Origin of the sequence: Streptomyces turgidiscabies Car8 (assembly GCF_000331005.1) — a bacterium.
Classification (GTDB): Bacteria; Actinomycetota; Actinomycetes; order Streptomycetales; family Streptomycetaceae; genus Streptomyces; species Streptomyces turgidiscabies.
Window position 1 is genome coordinate 1 of sequence record NZ_AEJB01000457.1, and the last position, 17,109, is coordinate 17,109.

16 protein-coding genes and 1 pseudogene are annotated in these 17,109 nt (G+C 71.6%); 6 read left to right on the top strand and 11 right to left on the bottom strand.

The features are described from left to right. The coding region (locus STRTUCAR8_RS33120) for a hypothetical protein (RefSeq protein ID WP_044473327.1) at positions 1 to 830 on the bottom strand (830 nt) is incomplete at its 3' end. Between the two features lie 41 nt (positions 831 to 871). Continuing rightward, the gene (locus tag STRTUCAR8_RS33125) at positions 872 to 2,128 is read right to left on the bottom strand and encodes an FUSC family protein (protein WP_006380599.1); all 1,257 of its coding nucleotides are present in this window, start codon (positions 2,126 to 2,128) and stop codon (positions 872 to 874) included. 162 nt (positions 2,129 to 2,290) lie between these two features. Between STRTUCAR8_RS33125 and STRTUCAR8_RS33130 the strand changes: the two genes are divergently transcribed. After that, the gene (locus STRTUCAR8_RS33130; RefSeq protein WP_044473328.1) at positions 2,291 to 3,160 is read left to right on the top strand and encodes a DUF3626 domain-containing protein; all 870 of its coding nucleotides are present in this window, start codon (positions 2,291 to 2,293) and stop codon (positions 3,158 to 3,160) included. A gap of 16 nt (positions 3,161 to 3,176) precedes the next feature. Here the strand turns inward: STRTUCAR8_RS33130 and STRTUCAR8_RS33135 are convergent, their stop codons facing one another. Further along, positions 3,177 to 4,253 (bottom strand): S1C family serine protease, encoded by a 1,077-nt coding sequence (locus STRTUCAR8_RS33135; protein WP_006380592.1) that lies wholly within the window; start codon positions 4,251 to 4,253, stop codon positions 3,177 to 3,179. A gap of 210 nt (positions 4,254 to 4,463) precedes the next feature. Here STRTUCAR8_RS33135 and STRTUCAR8_RS33140 point away from each other — a divergent pair, with 210 nt between their 5' ends. Together STRTUCAR8_RS33140 and STRTUCAR8_RS33145 are read left to right on the top strand one after the other, a co-directional pair. Continuing rightward, positions 4,464 to 5,414, top strand: coding sequence for a phosphotransferase family protein (locus tag STRTUCAR8_RS33140; protein ID WP_006380596.1), 951 nt, complete (start codon positions 4,464 to 4,466; stop codon positions 5,412 to 5,414). Positions 5,415 to 5,477: 63 nt separating this feature from the next. Next, positions 5,478 to 6,143, top strand: a complete 666-nt coding sequence (locus tag STRTUCAR8_RS33145) for a M15 family metallopeptidase (protein ID WP_006380595.1) — start codon at positions 5,478 to 5,480, stop codon at positions 6,141 to 6,143. 31 nt (positions 6,144 to 6,174) lie between these two features. Here the strand turns inward: STRTUCAR8_RS33145 and STRTUCAR8_RS33150 are convergent, their stop codons facing one another. Together STRTUCAR8_RS33150 and STRTUCAR8_RS33155 are read right to left on the bottom strand one after the other, a co-directional pair. Continuing rightward, positions 6,175 to 7,137 (bottom strand): SDR family NAD(P)-dependent oxidoreductase, encoded by a 963-nt coding sequence (locus tag STRTUCAR8_RS33150; protein ID WP_044473329.1) that lies wholly within the window; start codon positions 7,135 to 7,137, stop codon positions 6,175 to 6,177. 656 nt (positions 7,138 to 7,793) lie between these two features. After that, the gene (locus tag STRTUCAR8_RS33155; RefSeq protein WP_044473332.1) at positions 7,794 to 8,894 is read right to left on the bottom strand and encodes a PHP domain-containing protein; all 1,101 of its coding nucleotides are present in this window, start codon (positions 8,892 to 8,894) and stop codon (positions 7,794 to 7,796) included. A gap of 136 nt (positions 8,895 to 9,030) precedes the next feature. Here STRTUCAR8_RS33155 and STRTUCAR8_RS33160 point away from each other — a divergent pair, with 136 nt between their 5' ends. Continuing rightward, on the top strand, positions 9,031 to 9,270 hold the full coding sequence (locus tag STRTUCAR8_RS33160; protein WP_006380597.1) for a hypothetical protein: 240 nt from the start codon (positions 9,031 to 9,033) through the stop codon (positions 9,268 to 9,270). A 34-nt stretch (positions 9,271 to 9,304) separates the two neighbouring features. Here the strand turns inward: STRTUCAR8_RS33160 and STRTUCAR8_RS54685 are convergent, their stop codons facing one another. The 5 genes from STRTUCAR8_RS54685 to STRTUCAR8_RS33185 form a co-directional block, all read right to left on the bottom strand. After that, complete coding sequence (locus STRTUCAR8_RS54685; RefSeq protein WP_006380605.1) at positions 9,305 to 9,988, bottom strand: VanZ family protein; 684 nt, start codon at positions 9,986 to 9,988, stop codon at positions 9,305 to 9,307. A gap of 113 nt (positions 9,989 to 10,101) precedes the next feature. Further along, a complete protein-coding gene (locus STRTUCAR8_RS33170; protein WP_006380601.1) occupies positions 10,102 to 10,761 on the bottom strand; it encodes a DUF4230 domain-containing protein in 660 nt (219 codons plus the stop codon). A gap of 102 nt (positions 10,762 to 10,863) precedes the next feature. Continuing rightward, entirely contained in the window at positions 10,864 to 12,741 is a 1,878-nt protein-coding gene (gene otr(A) / locus STRTUCAR8_RS33175; protein ID WP_006380594.1) for a tetracycline resistance ribosomal protection protein Otr(A), read from the bottom strand. Positions 12,742 to 12,949: 208 nt separating this feature from the next. Then, positions 12,950 to 13,330, bottom strand: coding sequence for an anti-sigma factor antagonist (locus tag STRTUCAR8_RS33180; protein ID WP_006380600.1), 381 nt, complete (start codon positions 13,328 to 13,330; stop codon positions 12,950 to 12,952). A 232-nt stretch (positions 13,331 to 13,562) separates the two neighbouring features. Further along, positions 13,563 to 13,991: a MarR family winged helix-turn-helix transcriptional regulator gene (locus tag STRTUCAR8_RS33185; protein ID WP_006380603.1), complete on the bottom strand. Its 429-nt coding sequence runs from the start codon at positions 13,989 to 13,991 to the stop codon at positions 13,563 to 13,565. A gap of 103 nt (positions 13,992 to 14,094) precedes the next feature. Between STRTUCAR8_RS33185 and STRTUCAR8_RS33190 the strand changes: the two genes are divergently transcribed. Both STRTUCAR8_RS33190 and STRTUCAR8_RS33195 read left to right on the top strand, forming a co-directional pair. Then, positions 14,095 to 15,549, top strand: coding sequence for an aldehyde dehydrogenase family protein (locus STRTUCAR8_RS33190; protein ID WP_044473330.1), 1,455 nt, complete (start codon positions 14,095 to 14,097; stop codon positions 15,547 to 15,549). Positions 15,550 to 15,589: 40 nt separating this feature from the next. Further along, positions 15,590 to 16,699, top strand: coding sequence for an NAD(P)-dependent alcohol dehydrogenase (locus STRTUCAR8_RS33195; RefSeq protein WP_006380604.1), 1,110 nt, complete (start codon positions 15,590 to 15,592; stop codon positions 16,697 to 16,699). Between the two features lie 151 nt (positions 16,700 to 16,850). Here STRTUCAR8_RS33195 and STRTUCAR8_RS33200 read toward each other — a convergent pair. Then, positions 16,851 to 17,109, bottom strand: a pseudogene (locus STRTUCAR8_RS33200) (TetR/AcrR family transcriptional regulator); the annotation flags it as partial.

Here is a 17,109-nt window from a genome sequence, read left to right on the forward strand (position 1 = left end):
GACGGGGGCGGGGCCTCGCCGGTGATGCGGCGCCACTCGGGCGGGGTCACCAGATGCACGAACACGCGTCCGGCAGGCCGCTCCGACCACGCCGAGAGCGGCCGGTCGTCCCGGTAGACCTCCTGGCGCATCGATCCGCCGACGCCCAGACCCATCGCCGCCCCCGACCGCTGAGGCGCCGCGCCGGCGGGTGCCGCCGGGGCGGACATCGCCATCGGCGCCATGGGTACGGCCCCGCCGTACCCCCCGGTCGACGCCATCGCCGCCCGCGCCCGCTCCGCCCGGAGCCGCTCCTCCTCGCGCCACTTCGCCAGTTCCACGTCGGTCAGCGAGAACGACTGGAGCTGTACGCCGCCCCACACCTCCTCGCCCGTGACCTGGCCCTCGACGGTCGCACCCAGCCCGAGCGGCACCGCCACGAACTGGCGGACCGTGCCCTTGCCGGAGTTGATGCCGTCCAGCCACGGCTGACGTGGCAGCACCACGTAGTTCTGCGGCTTCCTCGACAGCCGGTCGCTCCACGGCTCGCCCGACACCGCGCACACCTTGCCCACGCCCACCTGCAACGCGGCGGGCTGTGCCGTGCCCCCGAAGCTCAGCCACATCGCCTCGCGCAGATACACCGGCAGCAGCACCCCACCGCGTGCCCGCCAGGCATCCGGCACCGTGTCGGCGTAGTCGGCGACCCGGCGGACCGGGAACTCGCCGAGCCCCGGCGGCAGCGCGTGCGTGCCGGTCTCCGGCAGGCGGAGAGTACGGATGAACCGGACGGCCACACCGCCCGGCAGCCGCAGCGTGTTCCCGTCGATCCGCACCTCGGAGTCACCCATGCGCAGCCCCCTCGATCCCAGTCGGTACTCATGTGACGTCGTCACATAGAACGACGTGACACCGCCTCACGGTTCCTGCCCGGCACCCGCACGTACTTCCGCAGCCGGGTCACCCACGGCATCCGCTCCCGCTCCTCACGCGTGCAGCGGTCCAGCTCCTCAAGGAGCCGCCGGGACCGGTGCTCGGTGTCCAGCTCGTCGAGGATGCGGTTGACCTCGGTCAGGACCGCGCCGTGCAACTGCCACTGAGCAGTGATCCCGGCGGTCTCCTGGATATCCGCCAGGAGCAGCTGGGCCAGCTTGTCGCGGGTGGCCGTCGCGGCCCGGAGTTCGGTGGCGAGCCGGCTCTCCGCCGACTCGGCGCTGACACTGACGTCGGTGGTGACGAGGACCGCGAAACTGACCACGGCGTCGGCGATCTCGGCCAGCAGCCGCTCCAGTGCGGCGCCCGTCTCCGGGGCGAACAGCGGGTCGGGTTCCCGCTCCTTGGCCAGGTCGGTGAGGCTGCGGGCGAGGACACGCAGGACGACCGTGCAGATCTCCAGGGTGTCCAGGCCGGTGCGCAGCACCACCCGGTGCAGCAGGCCCTCCCGGACACGCGGGTTGAGCCGCAGGCTGTCCTCGGCCTGCTTCAGCGCCGCGTCCACCTCGACGATGTCGTGGTCGAGCCGGCGGGCCTCGTGCAGCCGGGCGGTCGCGTGGTCCACCGGGGTGCGCCCGGCGGCCTCCTCGCCCATACGCAGCATCAACTGTCGTACCCGGCGCGCCAGACCCTCGATGGACTCGCCGGCCGCGTCCACCCACACCGGGGGAGCGAACAGCAGGTTGAAGGCGAGCCCGACGGCAGCGCCGATCACGGTCTCCAGCACCCGAGCCCATGCCGTGTCCCCGACCCGGGTGACGCCGAGCACCAGCATCGCGCTGATCGCCACCTCGGGCACGAACTCACTGACCCGCACCAGATGCCCGACCGCCAGCGAGGCCAGGATGATCAGTCCCAGGCTCCACCAGGTCAGGCCCACCAGCACACTGAAGCCGATCGCGATGACGACACCGGCGACCACGGAGTTCACCCGGCGGATGCCCGTGGTGATCGTGGCGTACAGGGTGACCTGGACGACCAGCAGGGCGGTCAGCGGGGCGGTGAGCGGCGCGGCCTCCGGGCTGACGCGGAGCGCGACGACGTAGGCGATCGTCGCCGCGGCCGCCGACCGCAGGGACTGGACCACCACGGGCTCGCGGTGCTTGCCCACGAACCGGACGACGGAAGCCGTCCACTCTCCAGGTACCACTCGCATGCGCGCGCACGCCTCCCTTCCCACAAACGGACCGAGCGTACTCACCGAAGTCCGCGGGCGCGCATGATGCGGAAGGAGGTATTCCTCACGTGATCAGCGACGTTTCCTCGTCGACCGGAAAACCGTGGATCTCCCGGCCCGCCGGATGATCTCCTGGTGCGCATGGTGGACGATCCCGATTCCGCGCACACGAAGGCCCTCCGTCATGTCGCGGCCCTCTCGGCCGGCCCGGCCGTGCCCCCGGACCTGCGGGTCACCCTGAACTTCCACCCCGACCGGACATTCCGCGACCTGCACCTGCTCAGGGCGCTCGCACAGGACGGTGTCTACCGCTCGCAGTTCGTCACCGGGACCAGCAACGGCGGGCTCACCGCCCGACCCGGCGGCGACCGCTGGCGCTGGGAGAGCCGCATGTTCGCCGAGGCGTACGACAGCGCGCCCGCCCAACACCGCCCGGTGTACGGGGCGTTGAACTTCCGCCGCCAAGTCGTGGGCGCCGCCCCGAGGTTCGGCTCCTCGCACTTCCGGCTGACCGGCGCCGCCCTCACGCGGGCCACCTTCTGCTACCCGGACAGCGCGGCGCTGCCCGCCCACTTCGGGGTCGCCGCCGGCATGTCCCTCGTCGCCCTCGCGGAGGCGGACACGCGGGACGCGCTCGACGACTACATCGAGGCCCAGGTGCACGGCCCCGTCGAGCTCGCCCGGGACGTCGAGGCGCTGGTCCTCGACGCGAGCTATCGCGGCACCCCGGTGGAGGAGGCGGCGTGTGCCCTGCCCGTACCGCTCGAATGGCATCCCGGATACCGGCTCCCCGTAAGCGAGTTGCGCCGTCACGCCGACTACCGGGGGCCCGAGTACGTCGACCTGGGAGCCCGGATCGCCGAGGACGGACACCTGGACCCGCGGATCATCGGCGACGCGGCCCGCACCGGCCGGCACGAACCGCAGGACCTGAAGAAGGTGTGGCACTGCCTTGCCCGGTTCGGCGCCCCTGAGGGTGCGGGGACCGCCCACTCCGTCGTTTCCGGGTAGCCGTGGGGCCGTCTCCTCACTTGCCCGGCAGCGTCAGGTCGGTGGACCAGGCCTCGCCGAACGAGTAGTCGGGCGTGGCGGCGTTGTAGGTGTAGAAGCCTTCGAGCGGCAGCTTCTCGCCCGGTGCGGCGGACTGCAACACGTCGCACAGGTCGCCGACGGTACGCACCGGCGCGTCCTTGACGCTCGTGATCACGTCACCCTCCTCCAGCTTCGCCTTGTCCGCCGCGGAGTTGGTCGCCGTACTCATTACGAACAGACCGGTGACGCCCTTGTCGAGCAGCTTGCTCTGCATGTCGAGGATGTACTGCTGATCCTCCGGATCCGCGAAGTTGTCCGCCGAACTCAGACCGGCGTCCTCCAGCGACGTGAGTTCCCAACCGGGGTCGTTCTTCCTGTCGCCCGACACCAGGCCGGCGAGCAGGGGCTTCGCATGGTCGCCGGCGATCGAGTAGTACTGCCCCGACGCCTCGGCGTTTCCCAGGGTGTTGATCCCGACCACCTTGCCGTCGCTGTCGAGCAGGGGCCCGCCGCTGTTTCCGTGGTTCAGCGTCGCGGAGTGCTGGATCGTGGCCGGCAGGTGAGGATAGGACACGCTCGGATCGGCGGAGACGTCCGGCGACTGCACGCTGCCGGACGTGTACACGGGCTTCTGCGTGGCGTAGTCGCCGAGGGACGTCGGGTAACCCAGGGCGGTGACGGTGTCGGCCGCCTTGAGGTCGCCGCTGTCACCGAAGTCCAGTTCCTTGAGGTCCTTCTGCGGAGCCGTGAGCTTGACGACGGCCAGGTCCTCGCAGGGGTCGCTGCCGAGCAGCCGGACGGCGACCGGCTCCTTGTTGTCGATGACCACTTTCAACGCGCTCTGCCCTTCGACCACATGCGCGTTGGTCAGGATGAGTCCCTGCTCGGCGTCGTAGACGAAACCGCTGCCCAGCGCCGAGTTGCCGATCACGTGCACCGTGGCCGGCGCGGCCTCCTCGAAGATCTCCTGCGGCGACGGATCGTCCGCCGGGACGGCCACCGCGGACGTTCCGCCCAGCGCGACCAGGATGGCCGAGGCACTCGCGACCGCGGACTTCGCTTTCACGCTCATGAGACGCCGCCCTCCGACAGCCGGCGGCCCGCCCCACCCCCGGACCCGGCCCGGAAATGATCGTTACCACGTCCAGAATATCCCCGCACGTCGGGTCTGTCCTGCCGCGGGCGGGGGAGTGGGGAACGGCCGGGAGGCACGTTCCGTACCCTGTTCCAGGGCCGTACGCAGTGCGCGGGCGCGCCGGTTGAGGCAGGGGAGGCGCGGACGGTGACCGATTCGTGGGAGCGGGCCAGACAGGTCCTCGTATCGGCGGGGCTGCCCCCGGACGGCCTCGTGGACTGCAGTCCACTCACCGGCGGAACGTACAACACGGTCGAGGAACTGCGACTGGCCGACGGCAGCAGATACGTCCTGAAGATCCCACCGCCCGAAACGGTGCCGGGGCTGCGCCACGAGTCCCGACTACTCGTCTCCGAGGCGGAGTTCTACCGAGCCGCCGCCACGGTAGGTGTGCAGGCGCCGAGCGTCGTGGCCGTCGGGGACGGTCACCTCCTGATGACCGCCTGCCCGGGCACTCCTTGGGACGACTCCACCACCGGCGCCGAGCGGGTGCTCCTGCGAGCTGAACTCGGCGGCCTGGTGGCCCGGCTGCACCAGGTCACCGGGTCCGCCTTCGGCTACCCCTCCGGTGCCCTCGGCCCCCTCGCCCCCGACTGGCGTACGGCGTTCACGGCGATGCTCGACGCCGTGCTCGACGACGCCGTGCGCTACGACGCGTGGCTGCCGGTCCCGGTGGGCGAGGTGGCCCGTTCCCTCCGGGCCGCGTACGACGCCCTGGACGAGGTCACCGTGCCCCGGCTGGTCCACTTCGACCTCTGGGACGGCAACATCCTGGTGGACCGTTCGGCGGGCGCTCCCCGGGTCGGCGGTCTCATCGACGGTGAGCGCATGTTCTGGGGCGACCCGGTGGCCGACTTCGTGTCGCTGGCACTGCTGGGGGACATCAGGGGTGAGGCCGAGTTTCTGACGGGATATCAGGAGGCGGGAGGGCAGGTCGAGTTCGACGCCGCGACCTGTCGGCGGCTCGCTCTGTACCGCGCCTACCTCTACCTGATCATGCTGGCCGAGACGGTGCCGCGGGCTGTGGGGGAGGAGCGCGTGCGGTGGACGCGGGAAGTGGTGGGACCCGCGCTGACGGCCGCGTTGGCCGATCTCTGACCCGCGCACCGTCCGCGCCGGTCCACCGAGGCGTCACCCCGTGCGGCGGGAGATGATCGGGGCATGAGCGAGATCATCCTGATGTCCGACGCGAAGGTCGCCGCCGTACCCGTCGAGGAGTGCGGTGAGCCGCTGGTGGAGGTGCGAGGCGCCCTGCTCACCGACGACCGGCAGCAACACGCGTCCGGCGGCGCCCAGTTCACGCTGCGGCAGGGCGTCCTCGGCCGGCTGCTCGACGCGCAGGCGCTGCTCCCCGACGGCCTACGGCTGCTGTTCGTCGAGGGCTACCGGCCGCCCGCCCTCCAACGCCGTTACTTCGAGGGCTACTCCGCCGAACTGCGGGCCCAGCACCCGGACTGGCCCGACGACCGGCTCCGCAACGCCGCCAGCCGCTACGTCTCCCCGCCCGAGATCGCCCCGCACAGCGCGGGCGCCGCCGTCGACCTGACCCTCGCCGACGCCGACGGCCGCGAACTCGACCTGGGCACCGCGATGAACGCCAGCCCCGAGGACAGCGCGGGCGCCTGCTACACACACGCCGACGGCATCGGCGCCGAGGCCCGCGCACACCGGGAGATCCTGGGCAAGGCGCTGAGCGGGGCCGGACTGGTCAACTACCCCACGGAGTGGTGGCACTGGTCGTACGGCGACCGGTACTGGGCCCTGGCAACCGGCGCGCCCGCCGCGCTGTACGGCCCCGCGGAACCCGGCACAGGCTCCTCATCCTGACCAGTGGGCGAGTGGGCGAGCCGTCCAGTGGCTAGACCGCGAACGCGTCGACGCCGGTGAGCCGTGCCGACAGCTTCCAGAGACGCGCGGCCTCCTCGGCGTCGACGGCGTAGTCGCGTACGCCGCCCCGCTCGTCGCCTGCCACGGCGGGCTCGGCGATGTCGCAGTCCTCCAGGTAGACGCCGCCCATTCCGGCCAGTCGCGGGGAGGTCGCGGCCCACACCTGGGTGGCCGCGCCCTGCTGAGGCGTCTTGATGCCCGCCAGTTCGACCAGGTTGCCCTCGGCGTCCCGCCAGCCGCGCTCGATCTGCTCGGCGACGGGGACATGGCGCTGGAGCGGGGTGAAGATGGCGCCGGGGTGCAGGGCGAAGGCCCGTACACCGGTGTCGCGGCCGAGCCTGTCCAGGTGGACGGCGAACAGGACGTTCGCCGTCTTCGCCTGGCCGTACGCCTGCCACTTGTCGTAGCCGTGCTGCCAGTGCACGTCGTCCCAGCGCATGCCGGAGAAGTGGTGGCCGCGCGAGGAGACCGAGACGACGCGGGCTCCGCCGGGCGCGAGAGCCGGCCAGAGCCGGTTGACGAGCGCGAAGTGGCCGAGGTGGTTGGTGGCGAACTGGGCCTCCCAGCCGGGGCCCACCCGGGTCTCGGGGCAGGCCATGATCCCGGCGTTGTCGATCACGAGGTCGAGGGGGCGCCCGGAGGCGAGGAAACGGTCGGCGAAGGCGCGCACGCTCTCCAGGTCGCCGAGGTCGAGCGCGTCCACCTCGACACCCTCGATGCCGGCCAGCGCCTCCCGCGCCGCCTCCGGGCGCCGGGCGGGCACGACGACCCGGGCGCCCGCCTTGGTGAGCGCGCGGGTCGTCTCCAGGCCGAGGCCCGAGTAGCCGCCCGTGACGAGCGCGAGCCGGCCACTGAGGTCGACGCCCGCGAGGACGTCGTCGGCGGTGCTCCGGGCATCGAAGCCCGAGCCGATCTTGTGCTGTGCGGTGGTCATGCTCAGCACGCTACGGATTGAAGCGCACTCGAAGTCAAACCGCGCCCCCGCCCTCCCGAGGGTCGGTGGCAGCCTGCGCTCCCGGGCCCAGGCCAGGAGGTCGTGACCCCCCGCTCGGCCGGTACGCCGCGCGCTGGTGGGCCCGGGTGCGACCGTGGGTCTGCCGGTCGGGGCGCGCTCGACGTCAGGCCGTGCCGCCGTTCTCCCCGACGCCCGACGGCAGCTTGCCCTCCCGGGCCCAGGCCAAGAGGTCGTGCCCCCCGTTCGGCCGGTACGTCGTACTCGTGCGCCTGGGCGTGACCGTGGGTCTGGCAGTTGGGGCGCGCTCGACGTCAGGTCGTGCCGCCGTTCTCCCCGAGGTCCGGGGGCGGTCTGCGCTCCCGGGTCCAGGCGAGCAGGTCGTGGACCGGCCAGGTAGTGACCGCTCGCTCGCCCGGTGCGCCGCAGTCGTGCGCCTGGGCGTGCCGTGGGTCTGCCGGTTGGGGCGCGCGACGTCAGGTTGTGCCGCCGTTCTCCCCGAGGCCCGGGGGCAGTTTGCGCTCCCGGGTCCAGGCCAGGAGGTCGTCAACCGGCCAGGTCGTGACCACCCGCTCGGCCGGTACGTCGTAGTCGTGCGCGCGGGCGTGCCGTGGGTCTGCCGGTTGGGGCGCGCGACGTCAGGTTGTGCCGCCGTTCTCCCCGACGCCCGACGGCAGCTTGCCCTCCCGGGCCCAGGCCAGGAGGTCGTCCACCTGCCAGGTCGTGACCACCCGCTCGGCCGGTACCCCGCACTCCTCCGCCCGGGCGCAGCCGTGGATCTGCCAGTCCAGCTGGCCGGGGGCGTGTGCGTCGGTGTCGATCGCGAACAGCGCGCCCGCCGCCACGGCCCGGCGCAGCAGTCGGCGCGGTGGGTCGAGTCGCTCGGGGCGGCTGTTGATCTCGACGGCCGTGCCGGTCTCGGCGCAGGCGGCGAACACCTCGTCCGCGTCGAACTCCGACTCGGGCCGCTCCCGGCCCCCGCCACGCTTGCCCCGCCCGCCACCGCCACCCCGGGCCTCCTCACCGACGAGCAGCCGCCCGGTGCAGTGCCCGAGCACGTCCGAGTGCGGATCGCGTACGGCGGCCACCATGCGGCGGGTCATCGAGCGCGCGTCCATGCGCAGCTTGGAGTGCACCGACACCACCACGACGTCCAGCAGATCCAGGAGCTCCGGATCCTGGTCCAGGGAGCCGTCGTCGAGGATGTCGCACTCGATGCCGGTGAGCAGCCGGAAGGGCGCCCAGGTGGCGTTGAGCTCCTCGACCAGGGCCAACTGCTCGCGGAGCCGCTCGGGAGACAGGCCGTTCGCGACCGTGAGCCGCGGTGAGTGATCGGTGAGAACGGCCCACTCGTGCCCGAGCCGGGCAGCCGTGCGGCCCATCTCCGCGACCGGGCTGCCGCCGTCCGACCAGTCCGAGTGCAGATGACAGTCCCCGCGCAGCAGCGCCCGCAGCCGCTCCCCGTCACCGAGCGGCGGGATCATCCCCTGCTCGCGCTCCAGTTTCTCCAGGTAGGCGGGCACCTGCCCGGCCAGGGCTTCCCGCACCACCTGCGCGGTCTTCGGGCCGATGCCCTTCAGGGACTCCAGCGTGCCGGTGCCGGCCCGCTGCCGGATCTCGTCGGGCGACAGCTCCGCCAGCACGTCGATCGCGGTGCGGAAGGCGCGTACGCGGTACGTGGGGGCCAGGGAGCGCTCCAGCAGGAAGGCGATCCGGTCCAGCGCCTCGACGGGATCCATCGCCATCGCCATCGTCACCTCCCTCTCCAGCGTCGCCCGGCCTCGTCGCCTCCGCACCACGGAGGGGGCGGAGGTGACCGTTCCGGAACCGTCCGTGGCCGGTACATTATGGCCGAAATCGCTCTACCCTCGATGCATGACCGAAATAGCGAGCCCGTACATCTCCCGTCCGCGGATCATGGTGCTCGGGGTGCAGCCGGGCATCCCGCCGTTCCGGATCGTGGAGATCGACGGTGAGGTGGTCGGATCGGCGCGGACGCTCACCGACGTACTGAGGGTGGCGGCCGCAGCCGGCATCACGGTTCATGACCTCGACGATCCGGACACGGTCCGCTGGGTCGGCGGCGACAAGCTCACCTGGAGGAGGTCGAGGTAGCCGGCCTCGGCGACCCGGCGGACCGGGCCCGGAGCTACGCCCGCTGCCGCTTAGGCGCGTGCACCGCGCGGCTGACGCGACGGCCGAGGAGCAGGTAACCGATCAGCGCGCCCGTGGTGTTGAGGATGACGTCGTCGATGTCGAAGGCGCGTCCGGTGATCAGCGCGCCCTGGGCCACCTCGACCATGAGCATGACGGTCGCGGTGAGGAACAGCACCCGCAGAACTCCCCGCGTCCGGGGGGCAATCACGGGCATCAGGACGCCGAAGGGCACGCCGAGGAGGATGTTTCCGCCGATCTGACGTACGGCGTCCCGCAGTTCGGGCTGGTCCAGATAGGCGCGCAGCGAACGGCCCGGATGGAGGTTGTTGTGGGTCAGCTCCACGGACGCCGGGGACGGCTCCAGGGTCAGCCGGGCCAGGATCACGGCGAACGCCACCATGAACAGGAAGGCGCACAGAACCGTCAGCACCCGTGCCAGGAAGGCGAACGGGCGACGCTTCGCCGGAGCCTGCCCGGGCGGCTTCGGGGACGCCTTCGCGTCGTTCGAGCCCTTCGTGGTCCTGGGTGTCTTCGCGGTCTTCGACGAGGACCCGGGCGTGGCCTTCGGCGCTGGCTTGGGAGCGGACTTCGGCGGGCTCTCGGGCGGCGGCTTGCTCTCGGCCTTCGCGGGGCGCAGACGCAGCGCGGCGAGGGCGCGCGGAGCTGATCGGGCCATCAAAGTCCTCCGGTCTACAACTGATTCCCGTGCGAGGACAGTTACCCCCGGACAGGGCGAGGATTCCCGCTCCGGCCCGCCCGGATCCCACGACCCGGGCGGGCCGGCTTCTCTCAGGTCCCGTACGTCACCTTCACCTCCGTGAAGCCGAGGGAGCCGAGCAGGCCCTTGAGCATGCTGGTCGTGTTCTGCTCGGCGCGCGCGGTCAGTTCGCTCTCCTTCGCCGCGTCGCCGATGTGCCGGGCCGCCAGCTTCTGGACGGCCTGTTCGTCGTTCGGGTTGTCGGAGAAGAGGTCGGTGATCCGGTCGAAGATCCCGCGCTGTTTGGAGACCGCGTAGGAGCGGTCGGGATCCAGCGCGGGCTTTCCGAGCGCCGCGTGCGGCAGCCGGAGCGTCGCGGAGGTGCGGTCCCCGTTGACCGTCACGTCGTTCTTCGCGACCTTGCCGAGATCGACATAGGCGTCGACGGTGCCGGCCCCCACATAGAGCACGCGCGTGCCCTTGATCGCGTCGGGCAGGTACTTGGTGTCCTTCTCCAGGTCCACGACGACCTGGAAGTTGCCGGACGCCGCCTCGTAACGGCTCATGTCCTGGATGGATTCGAGGAGCGCGGGCCCTGAACGGTCGTGCGTCTCCTCACCGAAGATGTCCCCCAGCCCCGGCAGCACCGCCAGCCGGAGCCCGGCCAGCAGCAGCGCGAACACCAGCACCACGGCACTCAGCACCTTGGCCCAGAGGGGCATGCGCCGCACGGCCTTGATGGACGTCGTCATGGCGACGGACCTCCTTCTTCCTTCGTACTGAGACGGATGCCCGTCAAATGCCCTGCCAGACCGTCCTGTTGACGTATCGGAACAATTGAGAGGGGGCGGGGTCTACCGGAGCGCGCGGTCGCCCGACACACGCGACCACCACACCCCCTCGCCGTGCGTCAGCCCAGGCAACCGCAGCTCGGCCTCGCGCACGCGCCGGGCCCCCAGTTCGCCGGTGAGGCGCCAGCCGGTCGCGATCCCCGTGGTCCGGCCGAACTCCGCGCCGAGGGACGCGAGCAGACCGGTCACCGGCGCCAGCGCGGTCGACGGGATCTCCAGCTCGAAGGCGTGGTAAGGCTCGTACACCCGCGTCCCGGCCCGCTCCAGGGCGCGGCGCAGTACCACCGGCGTGAGCGCCCGGAAGTCCGCGGCGGTGCTCAGCGGCCCGACGAACCCGGAGCGGACCAGGACGACCCGGCAGTCGGTGACCGGCCACCCGTGCGGGCCGGCGAGCAGGCTCGCGTGGACCGTGTCCTCGATCGCCTGGTGGAACGCGCGGGGGAGAGCGCCGAGTTCGGTCTCGTACGTGAACACCGCGCCCGAGCCGGGCGTCCCCTGCTCGACCCGCAGCCCGACCGTCGCGAAGCAGTGACCGCGGTCGAGCCACGGGTTCTCCTCGGACGCCTCGCCGGTGCCCGCGGGCCGCTCCAGGAACCGGACGCGGCTCGGCTCGAACTCGGCCTCGATCCCGAAGTCCTGGGCGAGGGTGGCGGCGAGGACCTCCTTCTGCACCTCGCCGTAGAGCAGCAGCGCGGTGCTGCCGTCGGGCGCGGGCCGGGCATGGGTCAGCGGATCCTGATCGGCCAGGGCCAGCAGGGCGGAGCGCAGACGCGCCGACTGCTCCGGGTGCCGGGCCCGGACCAGGGTCTCCAGGCTCGGGGGCGCGAACTGCGGTGCCCGGGAGGCGAGTTCACCGAGTCGGTCGCCGACCCGGAGAGCGCCGAAACCGGTCAGGGCGGCGATGTTCCCGGCGGTGAGCGGTCCCTGGTGGCCGATCACATCGAGACCGGTGACCCGGCCGGGGACCTCGGTGGTCCGGCCGTCGGCCTCCCGCCGCAGGAACGTCAGCCGCTGACGTTCCGTCACCTCGCCCTCGTAGAGCCGCAGATACGCCGTCCTGGCGCCGTCCGCTGTGGGGCGTACGGCGAACACCGTGCCGCGCGGGGGCGCGTCCGCGGCGGTCGGGGCGGGCCGGGGGACGAGCCGGGTCAGGGCCAGGACGAGTTCGGGTACACCCTGGCCGCCGAGCGCGGAGCCGAAGAGGAGCGGGTGGAGCGAGCCGTCGGCGGTACGGGCCGCCAGTGCCTCGTCCAGCTCGTCCGGGGTCGGTGCGGGGCCGTCCACGAGCGCGGCGAGGACAGCGGGGTCGGCCTCGGCGATCGCCTCCGCCGTGGCCGCCGCCGTGAGGGGGCGGGGCCGGACGCGGGCGGCCGGAGTGCCGGCGTCGTCGACGTCGCTGAGCGGGACGACGTACGGGGTCAGCCGACGGCGGATCTCCGTGAGCAGCGCGTCGGACCGGGCGCCCGCACGGTCGATCTTGTTGACGAAGACCAGCGTGGGCAGCCGCAGCCGCCGCAGTGTCCTCATCAGCACGCGGGTCTGCGCCTGGACGCCCTCGACGGCGGACAGCAGCAGCACCGCACCGTCCAGGACCTCCAGGGCGCGTTCGACCTCGGCGATGAAGTCGGAGTGTCCCGGGGTGTCGATGAGGTTGATCCGGGTGTCGCCGGCCGTGAACGCGGCGACCGCCGAGCGGATGGTGATCCCGCGCTGCCGCTCGATCGCGCCGTCGTCCGTCCGGGTGTCACCGGCGTCGACGCTGCCGAGCCGGTCGATGGCGCCGGAGTCGAACAGCAGCCGCTCGGTCAGGCTGGTCTTACCGGCGTCGACGTGGGCCAGAATCCCGATGTTCAGGGTGTGCGGGCGGTGCGAAGGGCGCATGAGTGGTCGAGTCCTCGGGAACGGTGATCCGGCATGGGCGGAGGGTTCCGAGGAAACGGCGCATTCCGTGCTCCTGAGGTCGTGAGGATTCGGCCGGGGCCATCATGGCGCGGCCCCCGCGGTCGGCCGCAACCGAATATCCCGAGGGTCCGGCCGGTGAACCGGCGGGACGGTCACTCCGGGACGGCGGCCGGACGGTGGAGGCGGGTCATAAGGTGCCGGACGTGGCCTCGGGCAGCCCGAGGGCCGCGTCCAGGGACGCGGCGGGCGGAAGCACCCTGGCCAGGCCGGTGACCTTGAGGACGCGCAGCGTGAGCGGGTGCGTGCAGACCAGCTGGAGCCGGCCGTCGTGGGCGAGCACCCGGTGCCGGGCCCGGTACAGCAGCCGCAGCCCCGAGCAGTCGAAGAACTCGACGTCCGTCAGGTCGATCACGATCCGGGCGTCCGGATGCCCGGTGGCCGCGTCCAGGTGCGGGATGATCTCGACGGCCGCGGCGATGTCGATCTCGCCGTGGAACTCCAGCACCGTGTGGCCGCGGTCCTGGTGGACACGCAGATACCGGGTGGGCGGTGCAGGATCCTGCTGCACGACTACATCGCCTCCATCCGGCTGCTGTGGTGGCGGGACCCGCCGGTCACCGGGCCCGGCGTGACGTCGTACGGCGAGCGTGGACGTGCTTCCGGTTCCCGGGTGAGCGCAGATGAGTTCCCCGCCCTGCAAGTTACCCCCGATGGAGTGAATTTGAGCATGTTCGATTGACATATGTCTTCGAAATTGACGCGTGTCTCCCACCCGTCTTTGCGTGAGCTGTGAGCCGGAGCTACGACAGCGCGTGCCAGGCCTTCGACAGTGACTGCCGGAACTGGTCCGCCTGGTGCGACGTGAGGTCGCGGATCATCCGTTCCTCCAGCTCCCGCACGGGCTCCGTGAAGCGGTCGAGCAGCTCGCGGCCGGCGTCCGTCAGCAGGATCAGCAGCTCGCGGCGATTGTGCGGATTGCGCTCGCGGCGCACCAGCCCGCGGTTCTCCAGGGACCGGACGAGGTCGGCGATGGACTGCGCGGTGACGAACGAGTCGCGGGCCAGCTGGGCCGCGGAGAGGCCGTCGTGTCGCTCCAGGACGGTGAGCGCGGTGTACTGGAGTGCGGTGATTCCGGCCGGTCTGACCAGCTCGTCCAGATGAGAGCGCACAATGAGCTCCACTTGTTTGACCATGTAGAGCAGTGAGGGGGGAGCCTTGGTGCTGACCATGGATTCAGACTAGAGCATTGACAGGAAACCTGTCTGTACCCAAACTGCGGACCAACAGGAATCCTGTTGATTGACATCTTGGCAATGAGGCTGAGGAGTGGTGATGACCACCTTCGAGATCGAACCCGGGCGACTGTTCGTCGGAGGGCAGTGGCGCGAGGCGGCGGACGGAGCGCGTACCGAGGTGGTCGACCCGTCCCGGGGCACGGTCGTCACGACCGTCGCGGAGGCCTCGGCGGCCGACGTGGACGCGGCCGTACGTGCCGCGCGGGAGGCCTTCGACAACGGTCCGTGGGCCACGACGACCGGACGGGAGCGCGGCCGGATCCTGAACCGGGTCGCCCAGCTGATCCGGGAGAACGCGGATGAGATCGCGCGGCTGGAGAGTCTCGACGTCGGCAAGCCGATCAGTCTGTGCCACGCGGTCGACGTGACCAACGCCGCCAACGACTACGAGTACTTCGCCGCCCTCGCCTACTCCCTGGACGGCGCGACCCGTGAAACGGTCCACAACGCCCTCGCCTACACCAAGCGTGACCCGATCGGGGTGGTCGCCGCGATCACGCCGTTCAACTTCCCCCTGATCCTGGCCGGTTCGAAGCTGGGCCCGGCGCTCGCCGCCGGCAACACGGTGGTGCACAAGCCCGCCGACGAGACCCCGCTCAGCGCCCTCTACATGGTCAGGCTGTTCCAGGAGGCGGGTGTCCCGGACGGCGTCGTCAACGTCGTCACCGGCACCGGCCCGGTGGCCGGCGAGGCGCTGCTGCGGCACGGCGGCGTCGACAAGATCGCCTTCACCGGCTCCACCGCCGTCGGCCGCCATGTGGCGAGCGCCGCGGGCGAGGCGCTCAAGCCGGTCACCATGGAGCTGGGCGGAAACGCGGCGCACATCGTGTTCGAGGACGCCGACGTCGAGAAGGCGGTCGGCGCGGTCATCAAGGGCTTCGTCTTCAACACCGGCCAGTTCTGCATGGGCGGCCCACGACTGCTGGTGGCGCGCCCGGTGTACGAGACCCTGATCGGCATCCTCGCCGAGGCGGTCCCCGGCGTGCCGGTGGGCGACCCGCGGCAGCCCGAGACCGTGGTCGGTCCGATGGCGGGGGAGAAGCATCTGCGCAAGGTCGAGGAGTACGTGGCGCTGGCCCGCAAGGAGGGCGCGCGGATCGTCTGCGGCGGTGAGCGGCTCGACCTGGACGGCGGCTACTACTACAAGCCGACCGTGATCGCCGACCTGACGAACGACTCCCGGGTCGTCCAGGAGGAGATCTTCGGCCCGGTCCTCACCGTCCAGCCCTTCGACTCCGAGGACGAGGCGGTCCAGCTCGCCAACTCCACCCCGTACGGCCTGGCTTCGGGCGTTCAGACCAGCAACCTGGCCCGCGCCCACCGGGTCGCGAACCGGCTCCAGGCGGGCATCGTCTGGATCAACGACTGGGCGATGCTCGATCCCGCTATCCCCTTCGGCGGTGTCAAGGACTCCGGCTTCGGCCGGGAGTACGGCCCCGAAGCGCTCGCCGCCTACACCAAGGTCAAGTCCGTCGTCGTCTCGCTCGACTGAGCACCCTCGTCAATTCGTCTGCCCGTAAAGGGAGTTCAGGATGTCCATCACCACCCGCGCCGCTGTTGTCGAGTCCGGCGGCGCGCCCTTCACCCTCTCCGACGTCCAACTGGCCGAGCCCGCGCCCACCGAGGCACTCGTACGGCTGGTCGCCACCGGTCTGTGTCACACGGACCTCGGTGTGGCGAGTGGCGGACTGCCCTTCCCTCTCCCCGGAGTTCTGGGGCACGAGGGCGCGGGCGTCGTCGAGGCGGTCGGCTCCGCCGTCACCGGCATCGAGCCCGGCGACCACGTCGTGTTGTCCTTCACCTCCTGCGGCGCCTGCCGCAACTGCCGTGCCGGGCACCCCGCGTACTGCGTGACATGGCTGCCGCTGAACCTCCTCGGCGGCCGGCGGGCCGACGGCACCGCCACGATCAGCCGTGACGGCACGGAGCTGGGCGGCCACTTCTTCGGCCAGTCCTCCTTCGCGGAGCGGGCGTTGGTGGACCAGCGCAGCCTGGTCAAGGTCGACCCCGACGTACCGCTGGAGTCCATCGCCCCGCTGGGCTGCGGCGTCCAGACGGGCGTCGGCGCCGTCTGGAACGTGCTGAAGCCGGGCCTGGGCAGCACGGTCCTCGTCCTCGGCGCCGGCGCTGTGGGTCTCTCGGCGGTCATGGCGGCCGCACTCACCCCCGCGACCAGGATCATCGCCGTTGACAGGGTCGCCGAACGCCTGTCGCTGGCCGAGGAGTTGGGCGCCACCCACACGATCAACGCGAGCGAGGCCGATCTCGCCGAGGCCGTCGCGAGGATCACCGACGGCCAGGGCGCCGACGGCGTCGTCGAGACCACCGGCAACGTCACCGTCCTGCGCCAGGGAGTCGACGCGCTCGCCCAGCGGGGCACGCTCGTGGTGGTCGGCGCCCCGCCTTTCGGTACCGAAGTCGCTCTGGACGTCAACGGGATGCTCTCCGGCAAGCGGGTGGTGGGTCTCACCCTGGGCGACGCCGAGACGCAGTCCTTCATCCCGGACCTGGTTGAGCTGGTGAAGGCGGGCCGGCTCCCGCTGGACCGCCTGATCACCACCTACCCGTTCGCGGACATCGACCAGGCGGTACGGGACATGGGGGCGGGCAAGACGATCAAGCCGGTACTGACGTTCGGCTGATCGACCGTTCCCGGGGCCTGTTTGTCCGGCGGGGCCGCACCCTTCAGCCCGTCCGGCGTTTGAGGACGAGCGCTTTCGGCGCGAGGGGGGGCTGGGGGCGCGGCCCCCAGGGACGGGATGGGACGGGTAGGGGCGGCGGGGGCGAAAACCCCTACCTGCTCCGATGCAGCGCCACCAGCAACTGCCACACCTGGTGGGCGATCTCGTCCGACGTCGCCTCGATCCGCCCGTGCAGCCAGTCCGCCAGCACCCCGGCGAACGTGGCGGCCACCGCCGAGGCGACCAGGGGAGCGTCCGCCGCACCCGCGAGTTCACGCTCCGCGAGGCTCCTGGCACGCAGATCCCGGTGCAGCACCTGGCCCAGTGGGCCTCCGCCGCCCGGGCTCAGCAGGGTCCGGTACAGCGCGGTG